Origin of the sequence: Marivivens donghaensis (assembly GCF_030410045.1) — a bacterium.
Classification (GTDB): Bacteria; Pseudomonadota; Alphaproteobacteria; order Rhodobacterales; family Rhodobacteraceae; genus Marivivens; species Marivivens donghaensis.
This window is the reverse complement of the sequence record NZ_JAUFRA010000006.1, coordinates 200072-222111: the sequence shown is the minus strand read 5'-3', so window position 1 is coordinate 222111 and position 22040 is coordinate 200072. Positions and strand designations below refer to the sequence as shown.

At 58.9% G+C, this 22040-nt stretch carries 26 protein-coding genes; 16 read left to right on the top strand and 10 right to left on the bottom strand.

The genetic code is table 11. The annotated features are described in order from the left end of the window. The first annotated feature begins 139 nt into the window (after positions 1–139). Genes QWY83_RS10635 through hypE form a run of 12 tightly spaced genes read left to right on the top strand, consistent with a single transcriptional unit; the run spans position 140 to position 9022 of the window. Complete coding sequence (locus tag QWY83_RS10635; protein WP_249945903.1) at positions 140–751, top strand: HyaD/HybD family hydrogenase maturation endopeptidase; 612 nt, start codon at positions 140–142, stop codon at positions 749–751. After that, entirely contained in the window at positions 751–1071 is a 321-nt protein-coding gene (locus QWY83_RS10630; RefSeq protein ID WP_105235766.1) for a HypC/HybG/HupF family hydrogenase formation chaperone, read from the top strand. Before QWY83_RS10635 ends, QWY83_RS10630 begins: the two co-directional genes overlap by 1 nt. A 7-nt stretch (positions 1072–1078) precedes the next feature. Continuing rightward, positions 1079–1462, top strand: coding sequence for a thioredoxin domain-containing protein (locus QWY83_RS10625; RefSeq protein ID WP_249945904.1), 384 nt, complete (start codon positions 1079–1081; stop codon positions 1460–1462). 2 nt (positions 1463–1464) lie between these two features. Further along, positions 1465–2298, top strand: a complete 834-nt coding sequence (locus QWY83_RS10620) for a hydrogenase expression/formation protein (protein WP_249945905.1) — start codon at positions 1465–1467, stop codon at positions 2296–2298. Further along, positions 2295–3089, top strand: coding sequence for a [NiFe]-hydrogenase assembly chaperone HybE (gene hybE, locus QWY83_RS10615; protein WP_249945906.1), 795 nt, complete (start codon positions 2295–2297; stop codon positions 3087–3089). Before QWY83_RS10620 ends, hybE begins: the two co-directional genes overlap by 4 nt. Beyond that, the gene (locus QWY83_RS10610; protein WP_249945907.1) at positions 3089–3955 is read left to right on the top strand and encodes a hypothetical protein; all 867 of its coding nucleotides are present in this window, start codon (positions 3089–3091) and stop codon (positions 3953–3955) included. Before hybE ends, QWY83_RS10610 begins: the two co-directional genes overlap by 1 nt. Beyond that, positions 3948–4277, top strand: a complete 330-nt coding sequence (locus QWY83_RS10605; protein WP_249945908.1) for a hydrogenase maturation nickel metallochaperone HypA/HybF — start codon at positions 3948–3950, stop codon at positions 4275–4277. Before QWY83_RS10610 ends, QWY83_RS10605 begins: the two co-directional genes overlap by 8 nt. Further along, positions 4277–5110, top strand: coding sequence for a hydrogenase nickel incorporation protein HypB (hypB, locus tag QWY83_RS10600; protein WP_249945909.1), 834 nt, complete (start codon positions 4277–4279; stop codon positions 5108–5110). The genes QWY83_RS10605 and hypB overlap by 1 nt, the downstream gene beginning before the upstream one ends. Beyond that, on the top strand, positions 5107–6576 hold the full coding sequence (locus QWY83_RS10595; RefSeq protein ID WP_249945910.1) for a sigma-54-dependent transcriptional regulator: 1470 nt from the start codon (positions 5107–5109) through the stop codon (positions 6574–6576). The genes hypB and QWY83_RS10595 overlap by 4 nt, the downstream gene beginning before the upstream one ends. 3 nt (positions 6577–6579) lie before the next feature. Further along, positions 6580–6870 (top strand): HypC/HybG/HupF family hydrogenase formation chaperone, encoded by a 291-nt coding sequence (hypC, locus tag QWY83_RS10590; protein ID WP_249945911.1) that lies wholly within the window; start codon positions 6580–6582, stop codon positions 6868–6870. Next, on the top strand, positions 6867–8009 hold the full coding sequence (gene hypD, locus QWY83_RS10585) for a hydrogenase formation protein HypD (RefSeq protein ID WP_249945912.1): 1143 nt from the start codon (positions 6867–6869) through the stop codon (positions 8007–8009). Before hypC ends, hypD begins: the two co-directional genes overlap by 4 nt. Then, positions 8006–9022 carry a hydrogenase expression/formation protein HypE gene (gene hypE / locus QWY83_RS10580; protein WP_249945913.1) on the top strand — a complete coding sequence of 339 codons (1017 nt, stop codon included), beginning with the start codon at positions 8006–8008 and terminating at the stop codon, positions 9020–9022. Before hypD ends, hypE begins: the two co-directional genes overlap by 4 nt. Here the strand turns inward: hypE and QWY83_RS10575 are convergent. From QWY83_RS10575 to QWY83_RS10550, 6 genes are all read right to left on the bottom strand, one after another. After that, a complete protein-coding gene (locus tag QWY83_RS10575) occupies positions 9019–10017 on the bottom strand; it encodes an AbrB family transcriptional regulator (RefSeq protein WP_290245951.1) in 999 nt (332 codons plus the stop codon). The two genes, hypE and QWY83_RS10575, sit on opposite strands and share 4 nt — an antisense overlap. Positions 10018–10147: 130 nt before the next feature. After that, entirely contained in the window at positions 10148–10360 is a 213-nt protein-coding gene (locus QWY83_RS10570) for a formate dehydrogenase subunit delta (protein ID WP_067550105.1), read from the bottom strand. Next, positions 10350–11144 (bottom strand): formate dehydrogenase accessory sulfurtransferase FdhD, encoded by a 795-nt coding sequence (gene fdhD / locus QWY83_RS10565; RefSeq protein ID WP_249945915.1) that lies wholly within the window; start codon positions 11142–11144, stop codon positions 10350–10352. The genes QWY83_RS10570 and fdhD overlap by 11 nt, the downstream gene beginning before the upstream one ends. Continuing rightward, positions 11141–14029, bottom strand: coding sequence for a formate dehydrogenase subunit alpha (fdhF, locus tag QWY83_RS10560; RefSeq protein WP_249945916.1), 2889 nt, complete (start codon positions 14027–14029; stop codon positions 11141–11143). Before fdhF ends, fdhD begins: the two co-directional genes overlap by 4 nt. Further along, positions 14026–15543: a formate dehydrogenase beta subunit gene (locus tag QWY83_RS10555; protein WP_249945917.1), complete on the bottom strand. Its 1518-nt coding sequence runs from the start codon at positions 15541–15543 to the stop codon at positions 14026–14028. Before QWY83_RS10555 ends, fdhF begins: the two co-directional genes overlap by 4 nt. Beyond that, positions 15540–16010: a formate dehydrogenase subunit gamma gene (locus QWY83_RS10550; protein WP_249945918.1), complete on the bottom strand. Its 471-nt coding sequence runs from the start codon at positions 16008–16010 to the stop codon at positions 15540–15542. The genes QWY83_RS10555 and QWY83_RS10550 overlap by 4 nt, the downstream gene beginning before the upstream one ends. Positions 16011–16329: 319 nt before the next feature. On the opposite strand from QWY83_RS10550, the gene QWY83_RS10545 reads away from it, so the two are divergent. Beyond that, positions 16330–16512 (top strand): hypothetical protein, encoded by a 183-nt coding sequence (locus QWY83_RS10545; protein WP_105235782.1) that lies wholly within the window; start codon positions 16330–16332, stop codon positions 16510–16512. Between the two features lie 15 nt (positions 16513–16527). Here QWY83_RS10545 and trxC read toward each other — a convergent pair whose 3' ends face one another. Together trxC and QWY83_RS10535 are read right to left on the bottom strand one after the other, a co-directional pair. Further along, positions 16528–16953, bottom strand: a complete 426-nt coding sequence (gene trxC, locus QWY83_RS10540) for a thioredoxin TrxC (RefSeq protein WP_067550115.1) — start codon at positions 16951–16953, stop codon at positions 16528–16530. Positions 16954–17014: 61 nt separating this feature from the next. After that, positions 17015–17953: a methyltransferase domain-containing protein gene (locus tag QWY83_RS10535; RefSeq protein ID WP_249945919.1), complete on the bottom strand. Its 939-nt coding sequence runs from the start codon at positions 17951–17953 to the stop codon at positions 17015–17017. Between the two features lie 308 nt (positions 17954–18261). Between QWY83_RS10535 and QWY83_RS10530 the strand changes: the two genes are divergently transcribed. The 3 genes from QWY83_RS10530 to QWY83_RS10520 all read left to right on the top strand — a co-directional run bounded on the left by QWY83_RS10530 (position 18262) and on the right by QWY83_RS10520 (position 19660). Then, positions 18262–18468 carry a cold-shock protein gene (locus QWY83_RS10530; RefSeq protein WP_067550117.1) on the top strand — a complete coding sequence of 69 codons (207 nt, stop codon included), beginning with the start codon at positions 18262–18264 and terminating at the stop codon, positions 18466–18468. Positions 18469–18522: 54 nt separating this feature from the next. After that, entirely contained in the window at positions 18523–19053 is a 531-nt protein-coding gene (locus QWY83_RS10525) for a DUF4329 domain-containing protein (protein WP_249945920.1), read from the top strand. A gap of 61 nt (positions 19054–19114) precedes the next feature. Further along, positions 19115–19660: a gamma-glutamylcyclotransferase family protein gene (locus QWY83_RS10520; RefSeq protein WP_249945921.1), complete on the top strand. Its 546-nt coding sequence runs from the start codon at positions 19115–19117 to the stop codon at positions 19658–19660. On the opposite strand, the gene QWY83_RS10515 is transcribed toward QWY83_RS10520, so the two are convergent. Both QWY83_RS10515 and QWY83_RS10510 read right to left on the bottom strand, forming a co-directional pair. Further along, positions 19661–20212 carry a 2OG-Fe(II) oxygenase gene (locus QWY83_RS10515; RefSeq protein WP_249945922.1) on the bottom strand — a complete coding sequence of 184 codons (552 nt, stop codon included), beginning with the start codon at positions 20210–20212 and terminating at the stop codon, positions 19661–19663. It lies immediately after the preceding gene. A gap of 94 nt (positions 20213–20306) precedes the next feature. Next, complete coding sequence (locus QWY83_RS10510; protein WP_249945923.1) at positions 20307–21965, bottom strand: NAD+ synthase; 1659 nt, start codon at positions 21963–21965, stop codon at positions 20307–20309. Between the last annotated feature and the right edge of the window lie 75 nt (positions 21966–22040).

The window sequence follows — 22040 nt, the reverse complement described above, 5'->3', positions numbered from 1 at the left end:
CAATAAAACAGTTACTTAAAACGAAATATCCGAGAATGTCTTTTCTCTCACCGCCGCAAATTGAAAGCATTACTCTCACTTAGGCGAACAGTCGGTAACCATGATTCCGGCTAGAGGGGACATCATCAGGGAGGGTTGGATGGCACAACGTGTGCTCATTCTAGGCATCGGTAACGTTCTGTGGGCCGACGAAGGCTTTGGCGTCCGCTGCGTCGAACGTATGGCAGATCAGTGGGCCTTTCCTGACAACGTGCGCCTCTTGGATGGCGGCACGCAAGGCCTCTACCTTTTGCCCTTCCTCGAGGAAGCCGACGTTCTGATCGTCTTTGATGCGGTCGATTACGGCCTCGAACCCGGCACGATGAAGATCGTCGAAGGCGACGAAGTTCCCGCCTTTATGGGCGCGAAAAAAATGTCGCTGCACCAGACGGGTTTTCAGGATGTAATCGCGACCGCGCGGTTGATGGGCTACTGCCCGCCCGACCTTTTGCTGATCGGTTGCCAACCCGAAGAACTAGAGGACTACGGCGGCGGGCTCCGCGACATTGTTGCCGCACAGATCGAACCCGCGATCAGAGTGGCGCTCGATAAGCTCGCCAAACTGCAGATCGTTCCGACCCGTGGCGAAGGCGACAAATCGCTCCTCGCGGATAAATCCATCCTGCGTTCCGCCTATGAAGATGGCCGCCCGTCCGAGGACGAAGCCTATCGCTATGGCGACGAACGCTTCCTCCCTGCGGAGGTCGAATAATGTGCGTCGGCGTCCCGATGAAAGTCATCGGCACCGAAGGCATCGCCGCGACTTGCACGGACGGCGAACGGATCGAATTGATCGACCTGTCGCTGGTCGGTGATGTCCCTGCTGGCACGTGGCTCCTAACGTTTCTCGGTGCAGCCCGCGACATCATCTCTGCCGACGAGGCCGAAAAAATCACCGCTGCACTGAATGGGCTGCGCTCCATCATGCAGGGCGGCGATCTGGGTGAAGCCTTTGCCGACCTGAACGCCCGTGAACCGCAACTCCCCCCTCACCTTGCTGCCGCACTCGCGGATGGCAAATCGACTGCATGAGGCCGCAATGACCCATCCGTTAATCGACCGAATGACCTCCGAATTTGGCTACCCCGTCCTGAACACGACCCACGACCTGACCGAATACACACGGGGCGAAGGCGTGCATTGCGTGTTCATCACGGGTGATCCCGTCCGCAACCTCGAAACCACCGACGTGGCCGTAGTTCTGCCCGAACTGAAAATGACCTTCCAAGGCGCGTTTGACTGCGCCGTCGTCGCGACCGAATTCGAGGACGCCGCCAAAGAGGCCGCAGGCGTGTTCAAAACACCCGCGCTCGTTTTTTACCGCGAAGGCGTGGTCTTGGGTTCGATCCCAAAGGTCCGCGACTGGGACGACTACATGTCCCGCATTCCCCAAATCCTTGCGCTGCACCCTGAAGGAGCCTGATCATGTCGAATTTCGTAATGCCCCCGACCGGCTTTGGCCCTGGCTCCCAGCCTTTGGCTGAGGATGACGAGCTACAGTACACCGTCATGCCGCAGGACATGCGGACCTATTGCCCGCACACGCCAGAGATCGACGATCCAACCCGCGTTGCAGCTGGCACCGCGCTGATGCACGACATCGCCAAATCATGTGCTGATTGTGCGATTGACGGGCAAAGCCGCAGCCACGACCTATCGCATCTTGATCAGGCGAACCGCGCGTTCATGGCCGACACCTTGGGCGAAGGTGAAGTCTCGCTCCGCATTCGTGGTATCCCCGCGATCCGTGCGCAGGAGTCGTTCTTTGCAGGGGTATGGCTCATCGCAGGCGAAGGCGTCGACCGTGTAGAGGTCGCCCCCATTCCCGCGATCGCCATTGAGCGCGCCCACACCCCACACAAACCCGCGCTTTTGACCGCAGCCCCGAAACCATCAACCATCGCCAACGCGCCTGCGCTACTGGCTGAACTGATGGACAAATCGGCGAGCTACCAAAAGGGCCAAATCCCGCATGTGATCAACCTCACCCTCCTGCCCCACACCGAAGGCGATCTGGAGTGGTTGGATGCTGCCCTCGGCGAAGGGGCCGTGACGATTCTGTCCCGTGGCTACGGCAACTGCCGCGTCACCGCGACCGCGTTGAGCAAGGTCTGGCGGGTACAGTTCTTTAACTCCATGGACACGCTGATCCTCGACACGTTCGAAGTCACCGACATGCCCGAAGTCGCGCTCGCCGCAGACGAGGACCTCCGCGACAGCGACGCCCGCATCCGCGACGTGATGGAGACACTGGCATGAGCGGGTTCGAGGGATCATTCCTCGGCGCGATGGACAAGATAAGCCGCGCCGCGATCATGGAATGTAAAATCTGCTGGACCCCCTATGACCCAGCGGATGGCGACGATTACCGTCAGATCGAACCCGGCACAGCCTTTATCGACCTGCCGCATGATTGGTCCTGTCCCAACTGTTCCGCCCCCAAGGAACAGTTCATGGTCCTCGAAGACCCTGGTGCAGAGAGCGTCAAAGACGCCAATGACATGGCCGCCGTCTCTGCCGGGCTCGAAGCGGATTTCCGCGAAATCTGGCATGCGAAAATGCGCGACGTGCCTTTGGTGAACAAGGTGCTGCATGTGCAGGCCGTCGGGTTCCACCGCTATGAGGGCCGTCCCTTGGGCGTGCTAATCACCCCGTGGTTCATGAACCTGTTCCTCTTGCCTGCCGAGGGCGAGGATTGGTCGACCCTCACCGTCGGCGCTAAGGAAACCATCGCGTTTCCATCGGGCAATTACGAATTCATCCATAACGTTCGCGAACAATCGGGCGGCTATAAGGCCTGTTCGCTGTTCTCTCCGATGGGGGATTTCAACACTCAAGCCCAAGCGGTCGATGTGGCCCGCGCTGTCCTGACAGAGCTCTTCAAAGAAGAGAACCGCGCAGAGACGGACTGCCGCGAAGATATCCGCGCCGCGCGCGAGGCAGAACTGAAACCGCCAGAGGCCGAGGAACCTGAAATCGACATGGCTCCGTCCCGCCGCAAGGTGATCACCGCTGGCATGGCGTCAGATATGGCGACCGAGGCCGAATAATGATCCAGACCCGCGCACGATATATAGTCACCACAACGCCGGAGCTTCCGGTAGGTGAATTGTTGCGCGGGCGCACAGCGCTGGATGCGGCAGAAACCTTGCCGCGTCTGTTCAACCTCTGCCGTGGGGCGCAAGAGCTTGGCGCACGGTTGGCCCTCGGGCTTCCGACAACGCCCGACTTAATGCAGGCCGCTCACCAAGAGGCCATCCGCGACCACGCCCTGAAATTGTTCATCGCGCTGCCATCGCGGCTAAACATCGGCTCGCCGACGCTGCCCCAAGGCTGGCAGAGCGATGCAGCGGCCGTGATCCGCGCGGGCTTTGGCCCGAACGGCGTGCCACGGCGGCTCGCTGATTTTCGGGCGTTTTTGACCTCGGGCGATGGCATTGCCCCGCTCTTTTCAACGATCCAGACCACCTTTGCAAACCGCGTGGCCGACACGGGCCCCGTGCCTTTGGTCAGCGTGGACACCATGTTCAAAAAGGCTCCAGTCGAAAACTCAGTCGCGGGTCGTCACGCCGATCACCCCCTGATGATCCAAATCGCGGAAAGCTACGGCTACGGCCCGCTTTGGCGTACAATGGGCCGCGTGATTGATCTAACCCGCCCGTATCCATCCCCGCGCCGCACCGCCTTTGGCACCATCGTCAGCGCCCCACGTGGCGACTATGGCCTGCGGATCGGCATGTCGAACGGGCATGTCACCGATCTGACACGGATTACCCCGACGGATCACCTACTTGCCAAAGGTGGCGTCTTGGACAGATCGCTCGCGTCCTTAACCGATGCTGGCCTTGCGTCGTTGCTTTTGGATATTCTGGATCCCTGTATCCCCGTCACCGTTCAAGAGGCCGATCATGCATGAAATGTCCCTCTGCGAAGGCATCCGCAGCGTGATCGAAAACGCGACAGACCGCCCCGTGACCAAGGTGCGCGTGGAAATCGGTCGCTTTGCAGGCGTGGAAAAAGACGCGTTGAGCTTTGCCTTTGACGTGGTGATGCGCGGGTCCGTCGCGGAAAACGCGGAACTTATTATGATTGACCTCCCCGGTCGGGCGCTCTGCTACGACTGCATGAAAGAGGTCGAGATCGACAATAGACTGGACCCCTGCCCTGACTGTGGCGGCGGGAAATTGATGCCCCAAGGGGGCGACGAAATGCGGATCAAAGATTTGGAGGTGGAATAATGTGCACAGTTTGCGGTTGCGGTGATGCAAAGCTCGAAGATCACCACCATCATGATCACGGCCACCACCATCATCACGGTCATGGGCATCACCACCACGATCACGGCGATATCCACTTTGGCCACGGCCCTGCGGGCGTCGAAGTGCCTGGCATGTCCCAAGAACGCCTGATCGAGATCGAGACGGATATCCTGGCCAAAAATGACCGTTACGCCGATGAAAACCGTGCGGCCTTGGCGGGTCTTGGGTGCTTTGCGATCAATCTGGTGTCCTCACCGGGGTCGGGTAAAACCACCCTTCTGTGCAAAACCATCGATGCCTTGGGTAACGCGCCCCTTGCGGTGATTGAAGGCGACCAGCAGACCGCCAACGACGCCGACCGCATCCGCGCAACAGGCGCCCCCGCGATCCAAGTTAACACGGGCAAGGGCTGCCACCTCGATGGCCATATGGTCGGCCACGCGATGGAACACCTGAACCTCGCGACAGGCTCGTTCCTCTTTATCGAAAACGTCGGAAACCTCGTTTGCCCCGCCTCTTTCGATCTGGGCGAGGACTGCAAGGTCGCGATCCTCTCGGTCACCGAAGGTGAAGATAAACCGCTGAAATATCCCGATATGTTCACCGCAGCCCGCGTGGCGATCCTGAACAAAATCGACCTCGCCCCGCATTGCGACGTGGACCTCGACCTTTACGAGGAAAACCTGCGCCGCGTGAACCCAACCATCGAAATCCTCCGCGTTTCGGCGCGCACGGGCGAAGGCATGGATCAGTGGATCGGCTGGCTGACCGCGCGGCTCGCGGCGAAATCCGAACCGAGGGCCGCAGAATGACCCTGCCCACGGTTCTCTTGATTGATGATGAGGCGCACAGCCTTGCCTCTATGCGGATGGCGCTTGAGGACGACTTTGACTGTCTGACCGCCGCCAATGCTGATGAAGCAATGTCCCTGATGGAGGACAACTACGTCCAAGTTATCTTTTGCGACCAGCGGATGCCGGGCAAAACTGGCGTCGAATTTCTGTCTGAGGTCCGCAACCGCTGGCCCGAAACCGTGCGGATCATCATCACGGGCTATACCGAGACAAACGACATGATCGCCGCCATTAACGAGGCAGGCATTTATCAGTTCGTTACCAAACCGTGGCACCCCGACCAGCTGTTGATGACCGCCAAAAACGCGAGCCATCTTTTCCAGTTGTCCCGCGAAAACGACCGTATGTCGCTCGAGCAGAAATACCTCGGTCAAACGATGGAGACGAAGCTCGAAAAACAGCGCAAGGCACTGCGCGAGGGGCTGGGTTTTGAAAACGTCCTGCGGTCGCCCAATTCGCCGCTTAACCCCGTTCTGACTGCCGCCCGTCAACACGCGTCGTTTGACGTGCCTGTCTTGCTGACAGGCGAGGCAGGCGTCGGCAAAACCCAGATCGCACGGGCGATGCACTATACCTCGCTCCGCTCTGATCGGTCGTTCTTTGAACTGAACTGCGCGGGCATGTCGTCAGAGATGGTCGAGCTAGAGCTGTTCGGCGCGAAACGCGGCGCGATCCCCAGCCTTCAGTCGAACAAGATCGGCCTCCTGCAAAAAGCAGATCGTGGCACGCTCTTCCTCAACGGCGTCGAAACCCTGTCGCCCGAACTTCAACTGTCGCTGTTGCGGGTCGTGACCGAAGGCAGCTTCCAACCCATCGGCGGGCACGAAACGCTGTCGACGAACATGCGGTTGCTCACGGGCGCCCATTGTGACCTGCGGGCGCGGGTGGCGGATGGGCTGTTCCGTTCGGACCTCTTCTACGCGCTGGCCGTCACTGAACTGTCGATCCCACCTCTGCGGGCACGGGTCGGTGACATCGCCGTTTTGGCGCAGCACCTCTTGTTTGAGGCAGCGCAATCGCACGGCAAACCTGTGCATGGTCTTGCGGATACCGCTCTGGAATTTCTGGAAAACTACGATTGGCCCGGCAACCTCAAGGAACTCGAAAACGAAGTCACGCGCATGTTGATCTTTGCGCAAGAACCCGTGCTCGGCCCTGAACTGATCTCGCGTCATATCCTTCAGGCTGATCCGTCAGAGGATGGCGCGGATCGTCGCGCCGAAGAGGTGCTGACCTCTGAAGGCACGCTCAAAGACCGCGTTGAACTGATCGAAATGCGGATTTTGCGCGAAACCCTCACCCGTCTGAAGTGGAATAAAAGCCGTGCGGCGACCGAACTGGGTCTGTCACGTGTTGGCCTGCGCGCCAAACTCGACCGTTACGGCATCACGCCACCCCGCCGCATCAACGCAGAAGAGGATTAAGCCATGTGCCTAGGTATCCCCGGCCAGATCGTGGCCATCACCGACCCAACACGCATGATGGCAATGGCAGATGTGTCTGGCGTCAAACGCGAAGTGTCCTATGCGCCTGTCCTAACAGGCAACCCTGACGACCTGATCGGCCAATACACCCTGATCCACGTCGGCTTTGCCATGGCGATTATCGACGAAGACGAAGCCGCCAAAACGCTAGACGCGTTGCGCGGGTTGGGCGAGGCACAAGAGACGCTTGAGGCGATGGCCGAGGGTGCGAAGGCGCTGGAGGAAACGAAATGAGATACGTCGAAGAATTCCGCGACCCCACGGCTGCAAAAGCCCTCTTGGCCGAGATCGAAAAGGTCACCAAACAGATCGGCGCGACCAAAGAAAAACCCGTGCACATCATGGAAATCTGCGGCGGCCACACCCACGCGATTTTCCGCTACGGGCTGGATCGCCTGACACCCGAAGGCATCGAGTTTATCCACGGTCCGGGCTGCCCTGTTTGCGTGCTACCAATGTCCCGCGTCGATGAATGCGTGCAGATCGCTGAAAAACCGAACGTGATTTTCACGACCTTTGGCGATGCGATGCGCGTGCCGGGCACTAAAAAGTCCCTCCTTCAAGCCAAGGCGGACGGGGCCGATATCCGCATGGTCTATTCTCCGTTGGACGCATTGGAACTGGCCCGCCGGAATCCTGACAAAGAGGTCGTTTTCTTTGGCCTTGGGTTCGAAACAACGACGCCCTCGACCGCGCTGTCGATCCAACAGGCCGCGCGTGATGGGCTGACGAATTTTTCTGTGTTCTGTAACCACATCACCGTGCCCGAACCGATCAAGGCGCTGCTGGATGACCCTTACATGATGCTCGACGGGTTTGTCGGGCCGGGTCACGTGTCGATGGTGATCGGCGTGCATCCCTATGACTTTATCGCTCGTGACTACGGCAAACCAATTGTCGTCGCTGGGTTTGAACCGCTGGACCTTCTGCAATCGGTGCTGATGGTCCTCACTCAGATACGCGATGGGCGTGCCGAGGTGGAAAACCAATACGCGCGCATCGTGCCCGAACATGGCAACCCAATTTCAATCGCCGCTATCAACGATGTTTACGAACGCCGCCCTTCGTTTGAATGGCGCGGGCTGGGTGAAATCGACGCCTCAGGCCTCAAAATCCGTGACAGCTACAAAGCGTTTGACGCTGAAGAAAAGTTTGGCATCGGCTACGCCGCTGGCCCCCGTGTGGTCCAAGAACCCGACGGCTGCGAATGTGGGGCCGTTATGACAGGCCGAATGAAGCCCACCGCTTGCCCGCAGTTTGGCAAGGGCTGCACGCCCGAAATGCCACTGGGCGCGCTGATGGTCAGTTCCGAGGGCGCCTGTGCCGCCTATTGGCAATACGGCGGACGCCGCGCTGCGGAGCCTGCCGAATGACCCTACGCGACGACAAAGTAACGCTGTCCCACGGTGGTGGCGGCAAAGCCATGCGCGACCTGATCGCAGAGGTTTTCACCTCGGTCTTTGAACCCACCAGTCGCGAGGATCAGGCCCGTCTGACCCATGAGGCGCTTCTTGAAACTGGTGCGCAACTGGCATTTACGACTGACAGTTACGTGGTGACACCCGTCGAATTCCCCGGCGGCGACATCGGCAAAATCGCGGTCTGCGGCACGGTCAACGATTTGGCCGTTGGTGGAGCGAAACCGCTCTGGCTCTCTGCGGCATTCATCATCGAGGAAGGCACCGAAATCGCCCTCCTCCGCCGTATCGTCGCCAGCATGAAGGCCGAGGCGGACAAGGCAGGCGTAAAGATCGTCACGGGCGACACAAAGGTGGTCGGGCGTGGGTCCGCCGACAAGGTGTTCATCACCACCTCTGGCGTCGGCGTGATCCCCGCGGGCCGTGATCTGCGGGCGGACATGATCCAAGCGGGCGACGTTGCCATCGTGAACGGCGTGCTCGGCGATCATGGGGCGACGATCCTCGCCGCGCGGGGTGATATGATGCTGTCCTCTGACCTGAAATCCGATTGCGCCGCACTGGGCCACCTGATGGAGGCCACCTGCACTGCCGTTCCCGTCCGTGCCTGCCGTGACGCGACGCGCGGCGGGATTGCCTCTGCGCTCAACGAAATGGCCGAGGCTGCGGGCTGCGCGATTGAGATCGACGAGGCCGCTCTCCCCCTTCGGGCAGAGGTCAAAGGCACCTGCGAGATCCTCGGGCTTGATCCGCTGTATTTGGCGAATGAGGGAACGCTCGTCCTCTTTGTCCCTGCCGAACATGCGGATGCCGCACTGGCTGCGATGCGATCCGTTGACACGGGCAAAGGCGCAACCATCATCGGTCAGGCCAAAGAGGGTGCGCCGATGGTCACCATGCGCACGGCTTTTGGCGGCAGTCGGATTGTCGATATGTTGGTGGGCGAACAGCTGCCGCGGATTTGTTAACCGCGGCGCAAGAGCCACTTCATCACGACAGGCGCGAAGGCGATCACCAGTGCGATCCGTGCGAGGTGGTGCACCGAGATATAGGCCACCTCCGCGTTCATCGACAGCGCGACAAGGCTCATTTCGGTCAATCCACCGGGCGCATAGGCGAGGATCACCTGCTCTGCAGTTTGGCCGAACAACCCATGGAACAGAACTGCAAAGACGAGGGTCAAGGTCAAGGTCAGCAGCGTCGCGCCGAGGCTCAGAACAAGCGACCGCACCACCATCGGTTTTGGCGCCCCAACAAAGCGGCAGCCCAACACGGTGCCCAAAACCACCTGCGCGACGATTACCAGAACGGGCGGCGGCGCGGAATGGGTCAGACCCGCGATATGCACAATCGCTGACAGGATCATCGGCCCAACCAGTTGCGCGGCGGGCAAACGCAGCCAACCACCCAGATAGACGCCCGCCACAGCACAGGCCGTCAGGATCGCAACATCGACCATACCTAGCGAAACAGGTTCGATGGCAAAGCCGGCAACCTTTAGACCCAGAACCACACGGAACCAGAACGCGATCACCGCAATCGTCACTAGAATTCGTGCCGCATGAGCGAGGATGATCTTGCGCGGGTCGGCCCCCATCGCCTCACCGATGAGCATCATGTCGTTCACACCACCGGGCATCGCGGCGAAAAACGCGGTGGTGCGGTCGAACTTACCAATGTGCGTGTAGAACGGAACCACGATGGCCGACGCGACCGCTAGGTAGAACCCGAGAAAGGCCAACGACACCGCCCAAGCGCGTGCGTCAGCTAGGATGCCGCTGTCAAATCCGGACCCCAGCATGACCCCGATCACCGAGATCACGATCGGCCGCAACATTGCAGGTGCCTTTAGCTTTGCACCGCCCATAACGACCGCGAAGGTCGCTATCATCGCGCCGAGCATCCACGGCAGAGGCAGGTGGAAATAGTAGAACAACCCACCCCCGATCCCGCCGATCGTCAACGACAGCGAAATCGGTAAAGCATTGGAAAAGATCGTTTTTGCAGACACAGGAGCGCACGCCAAAAGTTCGGAGAGTCGAAAGGCTTGCGCTTTGTATACCTCGGTATACAAAAACGTTCAACGGGTCAGTTTACTCTGCCGTCGCGATCTTTGCGCCGTCCAGCGCCAAAGGCGACAGACCTTCGCCGCCAGCATCGAGATGCGATTTCAACTGGCCCCGCATACGCGGCTCCCAAAAATCTTTGATATGCGCGGCAACGCGGTCCGCTTTGTCATCGCCAGGCTGGGAAGAAAAGAAGGTGGCGATTTGGTTCGCCATGTAGACCATTTTTTCAGACTTCATCGGGGATAATCCGTTCAGGATGGGTAAAGACATCAAATCCATCGCCACGCGCCAGCGCGGCAATGGTCAGGTTGGCGGCATCGGCGATCTCGACCGCTTGCACGGTCGGTGCAGACACAGCGATCAGGATCGGCGCACCAGCGATCACGGTTTTCTGGACCATATCGACCGACACCCGCGAGGTGAGAACAATCGCGCCCGTCGCAGGATCGATACCGCGCTGCACCAAGGTGCCGATCAGTTTGTCGAGGGCATTGTGACGGCCCACATCTTCGGTCACGGCAACTATGCCATCGCACCAGAACCCCGCTGCATGAACGGCGCGTGTCTGGTCATGCAAGGGCTGGTGCTGGCGGAGGGTTTCGGTCGCTGCGTTGACCTCAGAATAGGTTAACGTCTTGTTAATGTTGACAGTTGTCAACTTTCGCATCGCCTGCTCAAGGCTATCGATCCCGCAAAGGCCGCAACCCACCGGACCAATCATCGACCGACGTCGATCCTCCATCCGTTTGGCGGCGGCATCCGCGATCCACATCCGCACCTCGAACCCTTGATCATGTTCGATGACCTCTAGGCTCTCGATCTCATCGGCGGTGGTGACGGTGCCTTCGGTCAGGGCAAAGCCGATCCCAAAGGCGTCCAGCGCGTCGGGCGTCGCCATCATCACGGCCTGCGTTGTGCCGTTAAAGACGATGGCCACAGGCACTTCTTCGGGCAAGGCGCGGTGCATTTCCTGCACCCCGCCCCGCCAGCTCTGTCCAGCGATGGATTTCGCCGCGCTCACTCTGCCGCCGGAAGGATACGCCGCGAAGCGGTGGCCTGCGCGTTGTAGTCCTCTTGCCACTCGGACGGACCGTTCGACGGGCTGACCTGAACGGCAGTGACCTTGTATTCAGGACAGTTGGTCGCCCAGTCACTAAAGTCCGTGGTGATCACGTTCGCCTGCGTATCTGGGTGGTGGAAGGTCGTGTAGACCACACCTGGTGAGACACGATCCGTGATCTGCGCTTTCAGCGTCGTTTCACCAGACCGCGATGCGAGCTTGATGAAATCACCGTCCTTCACGCCGCGGACTTCTGCGTCATGCGGGTGAATTTCCAGAACGTCCTGATCATGCCAGACAACGTTCGCGGTCCGACGGGTCTGAGCGCCCACGTTATACTGCGACAGGATACGACCTGTGGTCAGCAAGAGCGGGAAGCGCGGACCTGTTTTTTCGTCAGTCGCCACGTATTCGGTGACAATCAAGCGGCCCTTACCACGGACAAAGCCATCGACGTGCATCAGAGGCGTGCCATCAGGCGACTTGTCGTTGCACGGCCATTGGATCGAACCGCGTTCTTCAAGCAAATCGTAGCTCACATTCGCAAACGACGGGGTGGTCGCTGCGATTTCGTCCATGATCTGGCTTGGGTGGGTGTAGGTCCAACCTGCGCCCATCGCGTTCGCCAACATCTGGGTGACTTCCCAGTCGGCATAGCCGTTCTTCGGTGCCATCACCTTGCGCACGCGGTTGATGCGGCGTTCAGCGTTGGTAAAGGTGCCCTCTTTTTCCAAGAAAGTAGAACCCGGCAGGAAGACGTGTGCGTAGTTTGCGGTTTCGTTCAGGAACAGGTCATGGACGATCACGCATTCCATCGCGGCAAGGCCAGCGGCAACGTGTTTGGTATCGGGGTCGGACTGAAGGATGTCCTCGCCCTGACAGTAGAGGCCCTTGAAGGTACCATCGACCGCCGCGTCGAGCATGTTGGGAATACGCAGACCCGGTTCAGGATCAATCGCAACGCCCCATGCCTTTTCAAATATCTCACGCACGTCGGCGTTCTTCACGTGGCGGTAGCCCGGCAGTTCGTGCGGGAACGACCCCATATCGCAGGAACCTTGAACGTTGTTCTGACCACGCAGCGGGTTCACACCAGCACCGTTGATACCGACGTTACCAGTCAGCATCGCGAGGTTGGCGATACCGATGACGGTGGTCGAGCCTTGGCTGTGTTCGGTCACGCCGAGGCCGTAGTAGATCGCGGACTTGCCAGCCGTTGCATAGGTGCGGGCCGCTGCACGAACCTCTGCCGCAGGCACGCCTGTCAGCATTTCGACGGCTTCGGGCGAATGGCGCGGATCGCTGACGAACTCTGCATAGGCAAGGTATTCGTCCCAATCGCAACGGGTCTTGACGTAGTCTTCGTCGATCAGACCCTCGGTCACGATGGTATGCGCCAGCGCAGTGACAATCGCCACGTTGGTGCCCGGACGCAGTGCGAGGTGGTGGTCGGCCTTGATGTGGTTCGATTTCACCATGTCCGTGCGACGCGGGTCGATCACGATCAGCTTTGCACCCTGACGGATACGCTTTTTCAGGCGCGACGCGAAAACAGGGTGACCGTCGGTCGGGTTCGCACCAATGATCAGCGCACAATCGGTTTCTTCGACCGAGTCAAAGTCCTGTGTGCCAGCCGAAGTGCCATAGGTCTGACCCAGACCGTAGCCAGTCGGCGAGTGGCAGACGCGGGCGCAGGTGTCGGTGTTGTTGTTGCCGAACACAGCACGGGTCAGTTTCTGAACGAGGAAGGTCTCTTCGTTCGTGCAGCGCGACGAGGTGATCACGCCGATGGACTTCTGACCGTATTTCTCTTGCAGACCGCGCAGACGGGTCGCGGCAAAAGTCAGCGCCTCGTCCCACGACACTTCGCGCCACGGTTCATCAATCGTGTCACGGATCATCGGGTTGAGAATGCGGTCTTGGTGCGTGGCGTAGCCGTAAGCAAAACGGCCCTTAACGCAGGAGTGACCACGGTTCGCTTTGCCGTTCTTATATGGCGTCATGCGGACGAGTTCGTCACCGCGCATCTCTGCCTTGAACGAACAGCCCACGCCGCAATAGGCGCAAGTCGTGATGACCGAACGGGTCGGTGTGCCCATTTCGATCACGGATTTTTCTTGAAGGGTCGCGGTCGGGCAGGCCTGAACGCAGGCACCACAGGATACACAGTCCGACGACAGGAAGGTGTCGTTCAACGCGCCAGCGGACACGCGGCTGTCGAAACCACGGCCTTCGATGGTGAGAGCAAAAGTGCCCTGCACTTCTTCACAGGCACGCACACAACGCGAGCACACGATACACTTCGACGGATCGTAGGTGAAATACGGGTTGCTGTCGTCTTTGGGCAGCCACTGCGGGTTGGCTTCGCCGCTGGTGTTTTTGGCTTTGAAGTGGGTTTCGACCGCTTCATAGCGCACATCACGCAGGCCAACAGCGCCCGCCATGTCTTGGAGTTCGCAGTCGCCGTTCGCGCCACAGGTCAGACAGTCCAGCGGGTGGTCGGAGATGTAGAGCTCCATCACGCCTTTGCGGATTTTCTGAACCTTGGACGATTGGGTGTGAACGACCATGCCAGCTGCAACAGGTGTCGTGCAGGACGCGGGCGTGCCGCGACGACCTTCGATTTCCACAACGCACAGACGGCACGAGCCGAACGCCTCAACGCTGTCAGTCGCGCAGAGTTTCGGAATGTCGATGCCAGCGATCGCAGAGGCACGCATAACGCTGGTGCCTTCCGGAACGGTGACTTCGAAACCGTCGACGGTGATGGTGACGGTCTTGTCAGATTTTACAGCGGGGGTGCCGAGATCGCGATCATCGGTCCACGGGATAATAAAGTCCTTCATTCTGCGGCCTCCTTCGCGGTCGAGAATTCTTCAGGGAAATTTTGCAGTGCAGACATGACGGGGAACGGGGTGAACCCGCCGAGCGCGCAGAGCGACCCGTCTTTCATTGTCTCACAAAGATCAGTCAGGATTTCGACGGCCGCGTTATCGCCCGCCGCAATACGGTCGATGGTTTCTACGCCGCGCACCGCACCGATACGGCAGGGGGTGCATTTACCGCAGCTTTCAACCGCGCAGAACTCCATCGCGAACCGCGCCATGCCGAGCATATCAGCAGTGTCGTCGAACACCACGATACCAGCGTGACCGATCAGGCCGCCTTTCTGGTCGAAGTCCTCATAGCCAAAGGGCGTGTCGAATTTGGACACAGGCATATAGGCGCCGAGCGGGCCACCAACCTGAACGGCTTTAACCGGACGACCAGAGGCTGTGCCGCCACCGATTTTATTCACGAGATCGCCGAGTGGCATACCGAACGCAGTTTCAAACAGACCGCCGAATTTCACGTTGCCTGCGATCTGGATCGGCATGGTGCCTTTCGAACGACCAAGGCCGAAGTCCGCATAGTGCTGCGCACCCTTTTCAAAGATCACAGGAACAGTCGCCAAAGAAATGACGTTGTTCACAACGGTCGGACGGCCCATGAAGCCTTGCAGAGCAGGGAGCGGCGGTTTCGCGCGAACGGTGCCGCGCTTGCCCTCAAGGCTGTTGAGGAGCGAGGTTTCCTCGCCACAGACATAAGCGCCAGCGCCCACACGGATTTCGATGTCGAACTGGTGGCCAGAGTTCAGTACATGGCCCAGAACGCCCGCATCACGGGCAATCGCACAGGCAGCTTCCATCTGTTCGATGGCGTCAGGGTATTCCGAACGAATGTAGACGAACCCTTTGGTCGCATGCGTCGCGAGACCCGCGATGATCATGCCTTCGATCAGGGTGAAGGGGTCGCCTTCCATGACCATACGGTCCGCAAAGGTACCGCTGTCGCCTTCGTCGGCGTTACAGACGATGTATTTCTTTTCGCCCTGCGCCATGCGCACGGTGTCCCATTTGATCCCTGTCGGGAAGCCAGCGCCACCGCGACCACGCAGGCCAGAGGTTTTCACTTCGTCAACCATCGCCTCGGCGGACATGGCGATTGCGCGGCGCAGACCGACGAGGCCACCGTGGGCTTCGTAGTCGGACAGGGACAGCGGGTCGATTTTACCAACGCGAGCAAAGGTCAGGCGGGTTTGCGCGGCAAAGAACGGGATCTGTTCCACATCGCCCAGCGCCTTATCGCTGTCACCTTCAAAGATCGCTTTGACGTCAGCAACGGTCACAGGGCCATAGCCCACACGACCTTCGGCGGTTTCAACCTCGACCAGCGGTTCGAGCCAGATCATCCCGCGGGAGCCATTGCGGATAATCTGCGCGTCGATGCCGCGCTCTTTGATCTCTGCCTCTACTGCTTTGACGATACGTTCAGCGCCGAGAGCTTTGGCGGCTGCGTCACGAGGAATATAGATTTTCATGCGCCGCACTCCGCCAGGATTTCGTCCATACGAGCCGCATCAACGCGACCTTCGAGCTGATCATCGACCAGAACAGCGGGGCCACAGGCGCAGAGGCCAAGGCAATACACAGGTTCAATCGTGATATTGCCGTTCGGCGTCGTCATGTGCCAGTCGCCGCCCAATTTTGCCAGAGCGTGATCGGACAGGGCATTTGCGCCAACCGACTGGCACGCCTCAGCGCGGCAGATTTTCACGACGTGCTTGCCCGCAGGGGCATCACGGAAATCGTGGTAAAAGCTGACGACGCCATGCACTTCGGCGCGACCGATGTTCAGTTCGGCAGCGATCAGGGGAACGGCAGTTTCAGGGATGAAGCCGAATTCATGCTGCAAATCATGCAGGATCGGCAAAAGCGGGCCTTCGAGGTGAAGATGGCGGGCGATGGTTTCGACTATCGCCTCTGGCGTGGGCTGGGCTTGTGTCATAGCGGGCTCCGAAAGTTTACCAGACACTCGTTGAAGTGATCACGGAAAACAATATCGATAAGCCGTCATTTGATAGAAAATTTCTATCAACCGAATGATCCAAAACGAATCGAAATTGCCCGAAATTCAGGCGCTTCAGCCCCGCCTTTCAGGATTCGAACACAGATGTGTCATGTTCCTGCAACAGGTGTCACGTTGAGACGTGCTCCAAAGGATAGGGTCGGTAAACAGAGGAATAAGCCAACAAGACGCACCAACTTTGACGGCGTTAAGCCTGAGTGTCGGATCGCTGCTGATCCCCGTGTGTTGAGGTACTCAAATGGCGTTTGTCGCTTTTATCGCTGGAAGTTTTATCGGCCTGCTCGCTGCCTGTGCAGGTCTCGTATTCTTGGACCTGAGCCTGATGGCTTCGTTTGCGCTCTACATGATCGCAGGCATTGCGATTCCATTGGTGTGGCTGGCGACCGACCATGCCGAACGCCGCCTGAATACAACTCTCTGATCTGCCAATCAGACCTTAGGTCGACGCCCACGTAATAATGGCGGATGCTGGAACGGCACCCGACTGGCGTTTGACCTCTTTGCCCTTGGCGAATTTCACCATCGTGGGAATGCCGCGGATCCCGAATTTCGGGCTCGCGGTTTGGTGCATCTCGGTGTTGACCTTCACCAGTCGCGCCTTGCCTGACAATTCAGAAGCGGCCTTTGAAAACTCTGGTGCCATCATGCGGCAGGGCCCGCACCATGGTGCCCAGAAATCGACGACCAATGGGACGTCATCGGTTTTGGCGGCTTTTTGAAGCGTCTTGAGGTCGATCTCGATCGCTTTGTTCGACATGAGTTTGGTCCCGCAGGTGGCACATTTCGGGCCAGCGGTCAGTTTGTCGTCGGGAACGCGGTTCACCTGTCCACAATCGAAACAGGTCATTTTCAGGCCAGCCATCGGTGCCTCCATTCATACATCTCAAAAATCATATATGTTTGTGAGACAAAGATGCAAGCCCTTAGGCCATGGTTTCCTCTGCCTCACCTTCGCGGTCGGATGTTCGTAGCGGCGCGTGAGCCGTCACGATGAGCGCAGCAATCGGTTCTCCGCGATCTTGGCGAAGGGTGGTTTGGGACAATTGAACATCCCTGAAGCCCGCAACATCTAAGAGCGAGCGGATATACTGTTCCGAATGGGCATAGCGGTGAGATGGTTGGAGCATGACGCCCTCCCCGTCGTGAACTTCGACGGTAAAGGCAAAGCGTCCTGTGTTGGTCAGGGATGCCGCGACCCAGCCGAAGATGCGTTCCAGCGTGCCGATATAAATGAACACGTCCGCCGCGATGATCGTGTCATAGCGGCTACTATCGACCATCAATGTGGCGAGGTCGCGCTGTTCGAGGTGGTCATAGATCGCTTTGTCTTTGGCCTGGGCTAGCATCCGCGCGGAGAGGTCGTAGCCCCCTATCCAGTCGTAGCGCCCCGCAATCGCAGCGCCCATCAGTCCCGTCCCGCAGCCAAGGTCGAGCACGCGGCCAAGCGGACCCGACAGCGCCTCTGCAATGCGGTCTGGCCCGCAATAGCCCAGCGCCCCAACAAGAGAGGCCTCGAACCGAGGCGCATAGTCGTCAAAGAGGGCCTCGACATGCGCCGCAGGAACACGTTCTGCCAGAGGGACCGCGCGGTGCAAATCCAACCGCAACGTCGCGCCGAAACGGTCAGACGGGTCAGTGGCGAGGGCTTGGGCGTAGGCCTCTTGGGCCAAGGTCGCATCACCCGCCGCATCGGCCATTTCGCCCAAACGCATCCATCCCGCCGTCCACATTGGGACTGTCGGCATGGTTTCGCGCATCAGGTCAGCCGCCGCGCGCGCATCGCCCTCCGCCAAGAGAGCGTCGGCATAAGATAAACGGCGGTCAGCCGCCAAATCACCAGAAGACGTAAGCAAAGGTGCCATGATCGCATCCAAACAAGGAATACCGCCCCGCCGGCGGCAAGCGATTTGCGATCAGACTCAGGGGGACTGTTTGGACATGAAATACGACCATGACGGACAAAGCTGCGCTACATGTTGCTAGACTGCTCCAACTGTCAAGTGGGCCTCACGCAAAGCTTGATTATTTAAGGAGAGGACCCCATCATAAAGGACGCGAGTTACTACTTATCGACACTGTCTCCGAATCCGGCTCAGTTCTTCGATCACGTTCTGACGAGCCGGCTCCGCTGCAATTCCGCGAGCGGGTTACTAAAACAGGAGACATCACGATGGCTACCGGCACCGTGAAATGGTTCAACACCACCAAAGGCTACGGCTTTATCGCCCCTGATGGCGGCGCAAAAGACATTTTCGTTCACATTTCGGCAGTAGAGCGCTCGGGCCTCACTGGTCTGAACGAAAACCAGAAAGTCGAATTCGAACTTCAGGCTGGCCGTGATGGACGCGAATCCGCGATCAACATCACCATTCTCTAATCTACCGTTTATTCGGACTTGATTGGAATCATGGGTGCGGGGATGCTCGCGCCCATGAGATTTTTAAAAGCAGCCGCATGCATCCTATGCGCGACCAGTATGACCGCCCATGCCGAAGCACCTGATGGTGCGGAATTCGCGTTCGTCATCAAAATCTTTGAAAAAATCCAAGAGCAGTCATTTGCCGCGAACCGCGAGTTATGCGGGTATTTGGGCTATGGGCCCGATGGCGAGCTAATGACCACACGGATCAATCGCGGTGAAGAAGCGGCCTGCTATCTGCCGACTTGGCCAGCCAAGATGGATGTGATCGCCTCGTTTCACACGCACAGCACGTATAACCCCGACTACAATTCCGAACTGCCGTCCTCGACCGATATGGAATCAGACGAGGACTCTGGTATCGACGGCTGGGTCGCCACACCTGGTGGACGGCTATGGTATATCGATAGCTCTGAGATGATGGCCTATCAGGTTTGTGGTGCGGGTTGTCTGCCCCAAGACCCCAACTTTGTCGACGAACCCGCTGGCGCGATCAAACCGAGCTATACCTACCGCGGCATCCTCAAGAGTGAGTCGCAGTAGCCCCTCGCCTCTCTCACTCGAACGCGATAAGTGTGCGGGGACGATGACGACGGATATTCGCATGACCCACCCGCGCTTTTTCGGCTATGGCAGCCTCGTAAACCTGACCACCCATACCTATCCCGACCCCAAACCCGCCAAGCTGCGAGGATGGCGTCGCGTGTGGCGGCATACGCAAATCCAAGAGCCTGCGTTCTTATCCGTGGAACCCTGTGACCGCACGACCTTGCTCGGCGTGACGGCGGCGGTTCCGAATGCGGATTGGGCAGCGCTGGATGAACGGGAAAGCGGATATCTGCGCCGCGACGTGACCCATTTGATCGACGACGCGGTGCAATCTACAGCCGTGTATGAGGTCGACGCTGCGCATTACCTCGAACCTGTCACACGCCCGATCCTGTTGTCGTATCTGGACGTGGTTGTTCAGGGATATCTGCGGGTGTTTGGCGACGAAGGTGCTGATCACTTCTTTGATACGACCCACAATTGGGGGCCGATCCTGAATGATCGCGAGGCACCGCGCTATCCCCGCGCCCGCACTTTGACGGCTGAAGAAACCTCGCGGGTGAATGCGGGGCTGGCCGCGCTGGGCCAACCCCTCGATTAATTAGCGGAACGCGGGTCCGTGCGCCCAGATGGTGAGCGAGTAGCGTTCACCAATGGTGACGGGTGTTACGCGGTGTAGCAGATACGACGGGAACATCGTGACGGTGCCGCGTGCCTTATTCGCGGTGATCACGGCGTTTGACGGCATGACCTCTAGCGCGCCGCCCTCGTAATCCTCGGGTTCGGACAGTTGCGCGACCATGGTCAGCTTGCGTTTGGACGCCACGCGGCCGTCGCCGATATCGGAATGCCATGTGAAATGCCCTTCGCGTTCGGCACCATAGCGAGCGACCTGCGGGCTTTCGGAAAAGTCGGTGAGATCAAAGCCATAGGCATCCCGATTGGCCACACGCACGACATCGATGATGCGATTCATCACCCAATCCGCGCCCTCAACATCATCGAGCCAAACGAGATCAGCGCGGCGCAGGTTGTGGTTCTGTTCACGCCCGACAAGTTTCGCGTCCTTCGCAGGCGCAGAGCGCACCAGATCGAGAATGCGGTCGCAGTCTTCGATTGAAAAAGCGTCGGGCACCGTGTGCACAGTGATCATGGTCGTCCATTCCTATACTGAATGGACGGTCATTTAGGCGCGAACGGTCTGGGGTCTGTTCGCTTTCCGACATGCAGGACGGAAAGCGACGTAATTATGCGTTATCGCGGAAACGGTTTGCGATGGGGTAGCGGCGGTCCAGCCAGAACGCCCGTTTCGTCAGGCGCGTACCCGGTGCCGATTGGAAACGTTTGTATTCGCTGATGTAGAGCAGATGCTCTACTTTCTTGACCACATCACGGTCAAAGCCTTTGGCGACGAGGTCGGCAACGCTGGCTTCGTCATCGACCAATCCTTCGAGGATCGCATCGAGGATGTCGTAGGGCGGCAGGCTGTCTTCGTCCTTTTGGTCGGGACGGAGTTCGGCGCTTGGCGGTTTGTCGATGATTGAAACGGGGATCACCTCGCCTGCGGGGCCATCCATCCACGGGCGGTGGTTGGCGTTGCGCCAGCGGCAGGTCTCAAAGACGCGCGTTTTATAGAGGTCTTTGATCGGGTTATAGCCGCCGTTCATATCGCCATAGATCGTGGCATAGCCCACGGCGACCTCGGATTTGTTGCCCGTCGTCAGCAGCATTTCCCCGAATTTGTTCGACAACGCCATGAGGAGAAGTCCGCGCAAACGCGACTGGATGTTTTCTTCGGTCAGGTCAGCGTCGCGGCCCGCAAAAAGTGGAGCCAGCGTTTCGGTGATCGCATCGCGACCCTGTTTGATCGGCACATAGTCATAGTGGACACCCAGACGGTTCGCGATGTCTTCGGCATCGTCGAGCGATCCTTGCGAGGTGTATTCAGACGGCAGCATCACGCAGCGCACGTTTTCGGCACCAATCGCGTCAACAGCGATGGTCGCGACGATGGCAGAGTCGATCCCGCCCGAAAGGCCAAGCAGCACCTTTTTGAACCCCGTTTTCCGCATGTAATCGCGGAGCGTCGTGACCATTGCGTGATAGTCCTGTTCCCACGCATCGCCAAAGGTGGCCTTGGGGCCTTCGGCGGCTTCCCAGCCATCATCGGTGCGGTGGAAATCGACGTGGGCCACGGCCTCTTCAAAGAGGGGCAGCTGCACGGCGAGTTTGCCGTGACGGTTCAGCACAAACGATCCGCCGTCGAAGGCCTGATCATCCTGACCGCCGACGGTGTTCACGTAGACCATCGGCACATCGTTTTCGATCACACGAGCAACCATCGTGTTTATACGGCGGTCGAATTTTCCACGGTAATAGGGCGATCCGTTCGGTACGACGAGGAGTTCGGCCCCGCTTTCGACCATGGCTTCGGCCACATCGGGGAACCAAGCATCCTCGCAAATCGGCGATCCGATCCGCAGGGGGCCAGCATCATAGGGGCCCTGAATGGCGCCACGATTGAACTGACGCACTTCGTCAAAGACGTTGTAGTTGGGCAGGAAGTGTTTCAGCTGGCGCGCCGCGATCTTACCGTCCTTGAGGATGAAATAGGCGTTATAGAGCCGTCCGTTTTCCGCCAGTGGCCCACCGATCCCGATCATCGGGCCATCCGCACATTCCGCAGCGAGGGCGACAATGCGGTCATAGCAGGCCTGCTGGAACGCTGGTTTCATCACGAGGTCTTGGGTCGAATAGCCCGCGATGAACATCTCAGGCAGTGCGACCATCTGCGATCCAGCCGCGCGGGCGGTATCCCAAACGGTTTTGGCCTTGGCGGCGTTGCCTTCGACATCCCCAACGGTGGGGTTCAATTGGGCCATCGTGATGCGGAATGTATCGGTCATCGGTGTCCTGTGCGCTAACTCACGACAGGTTTACCAGAACCCACGCTAAGGGAAAGCGGATTGCGGCCCAATCCC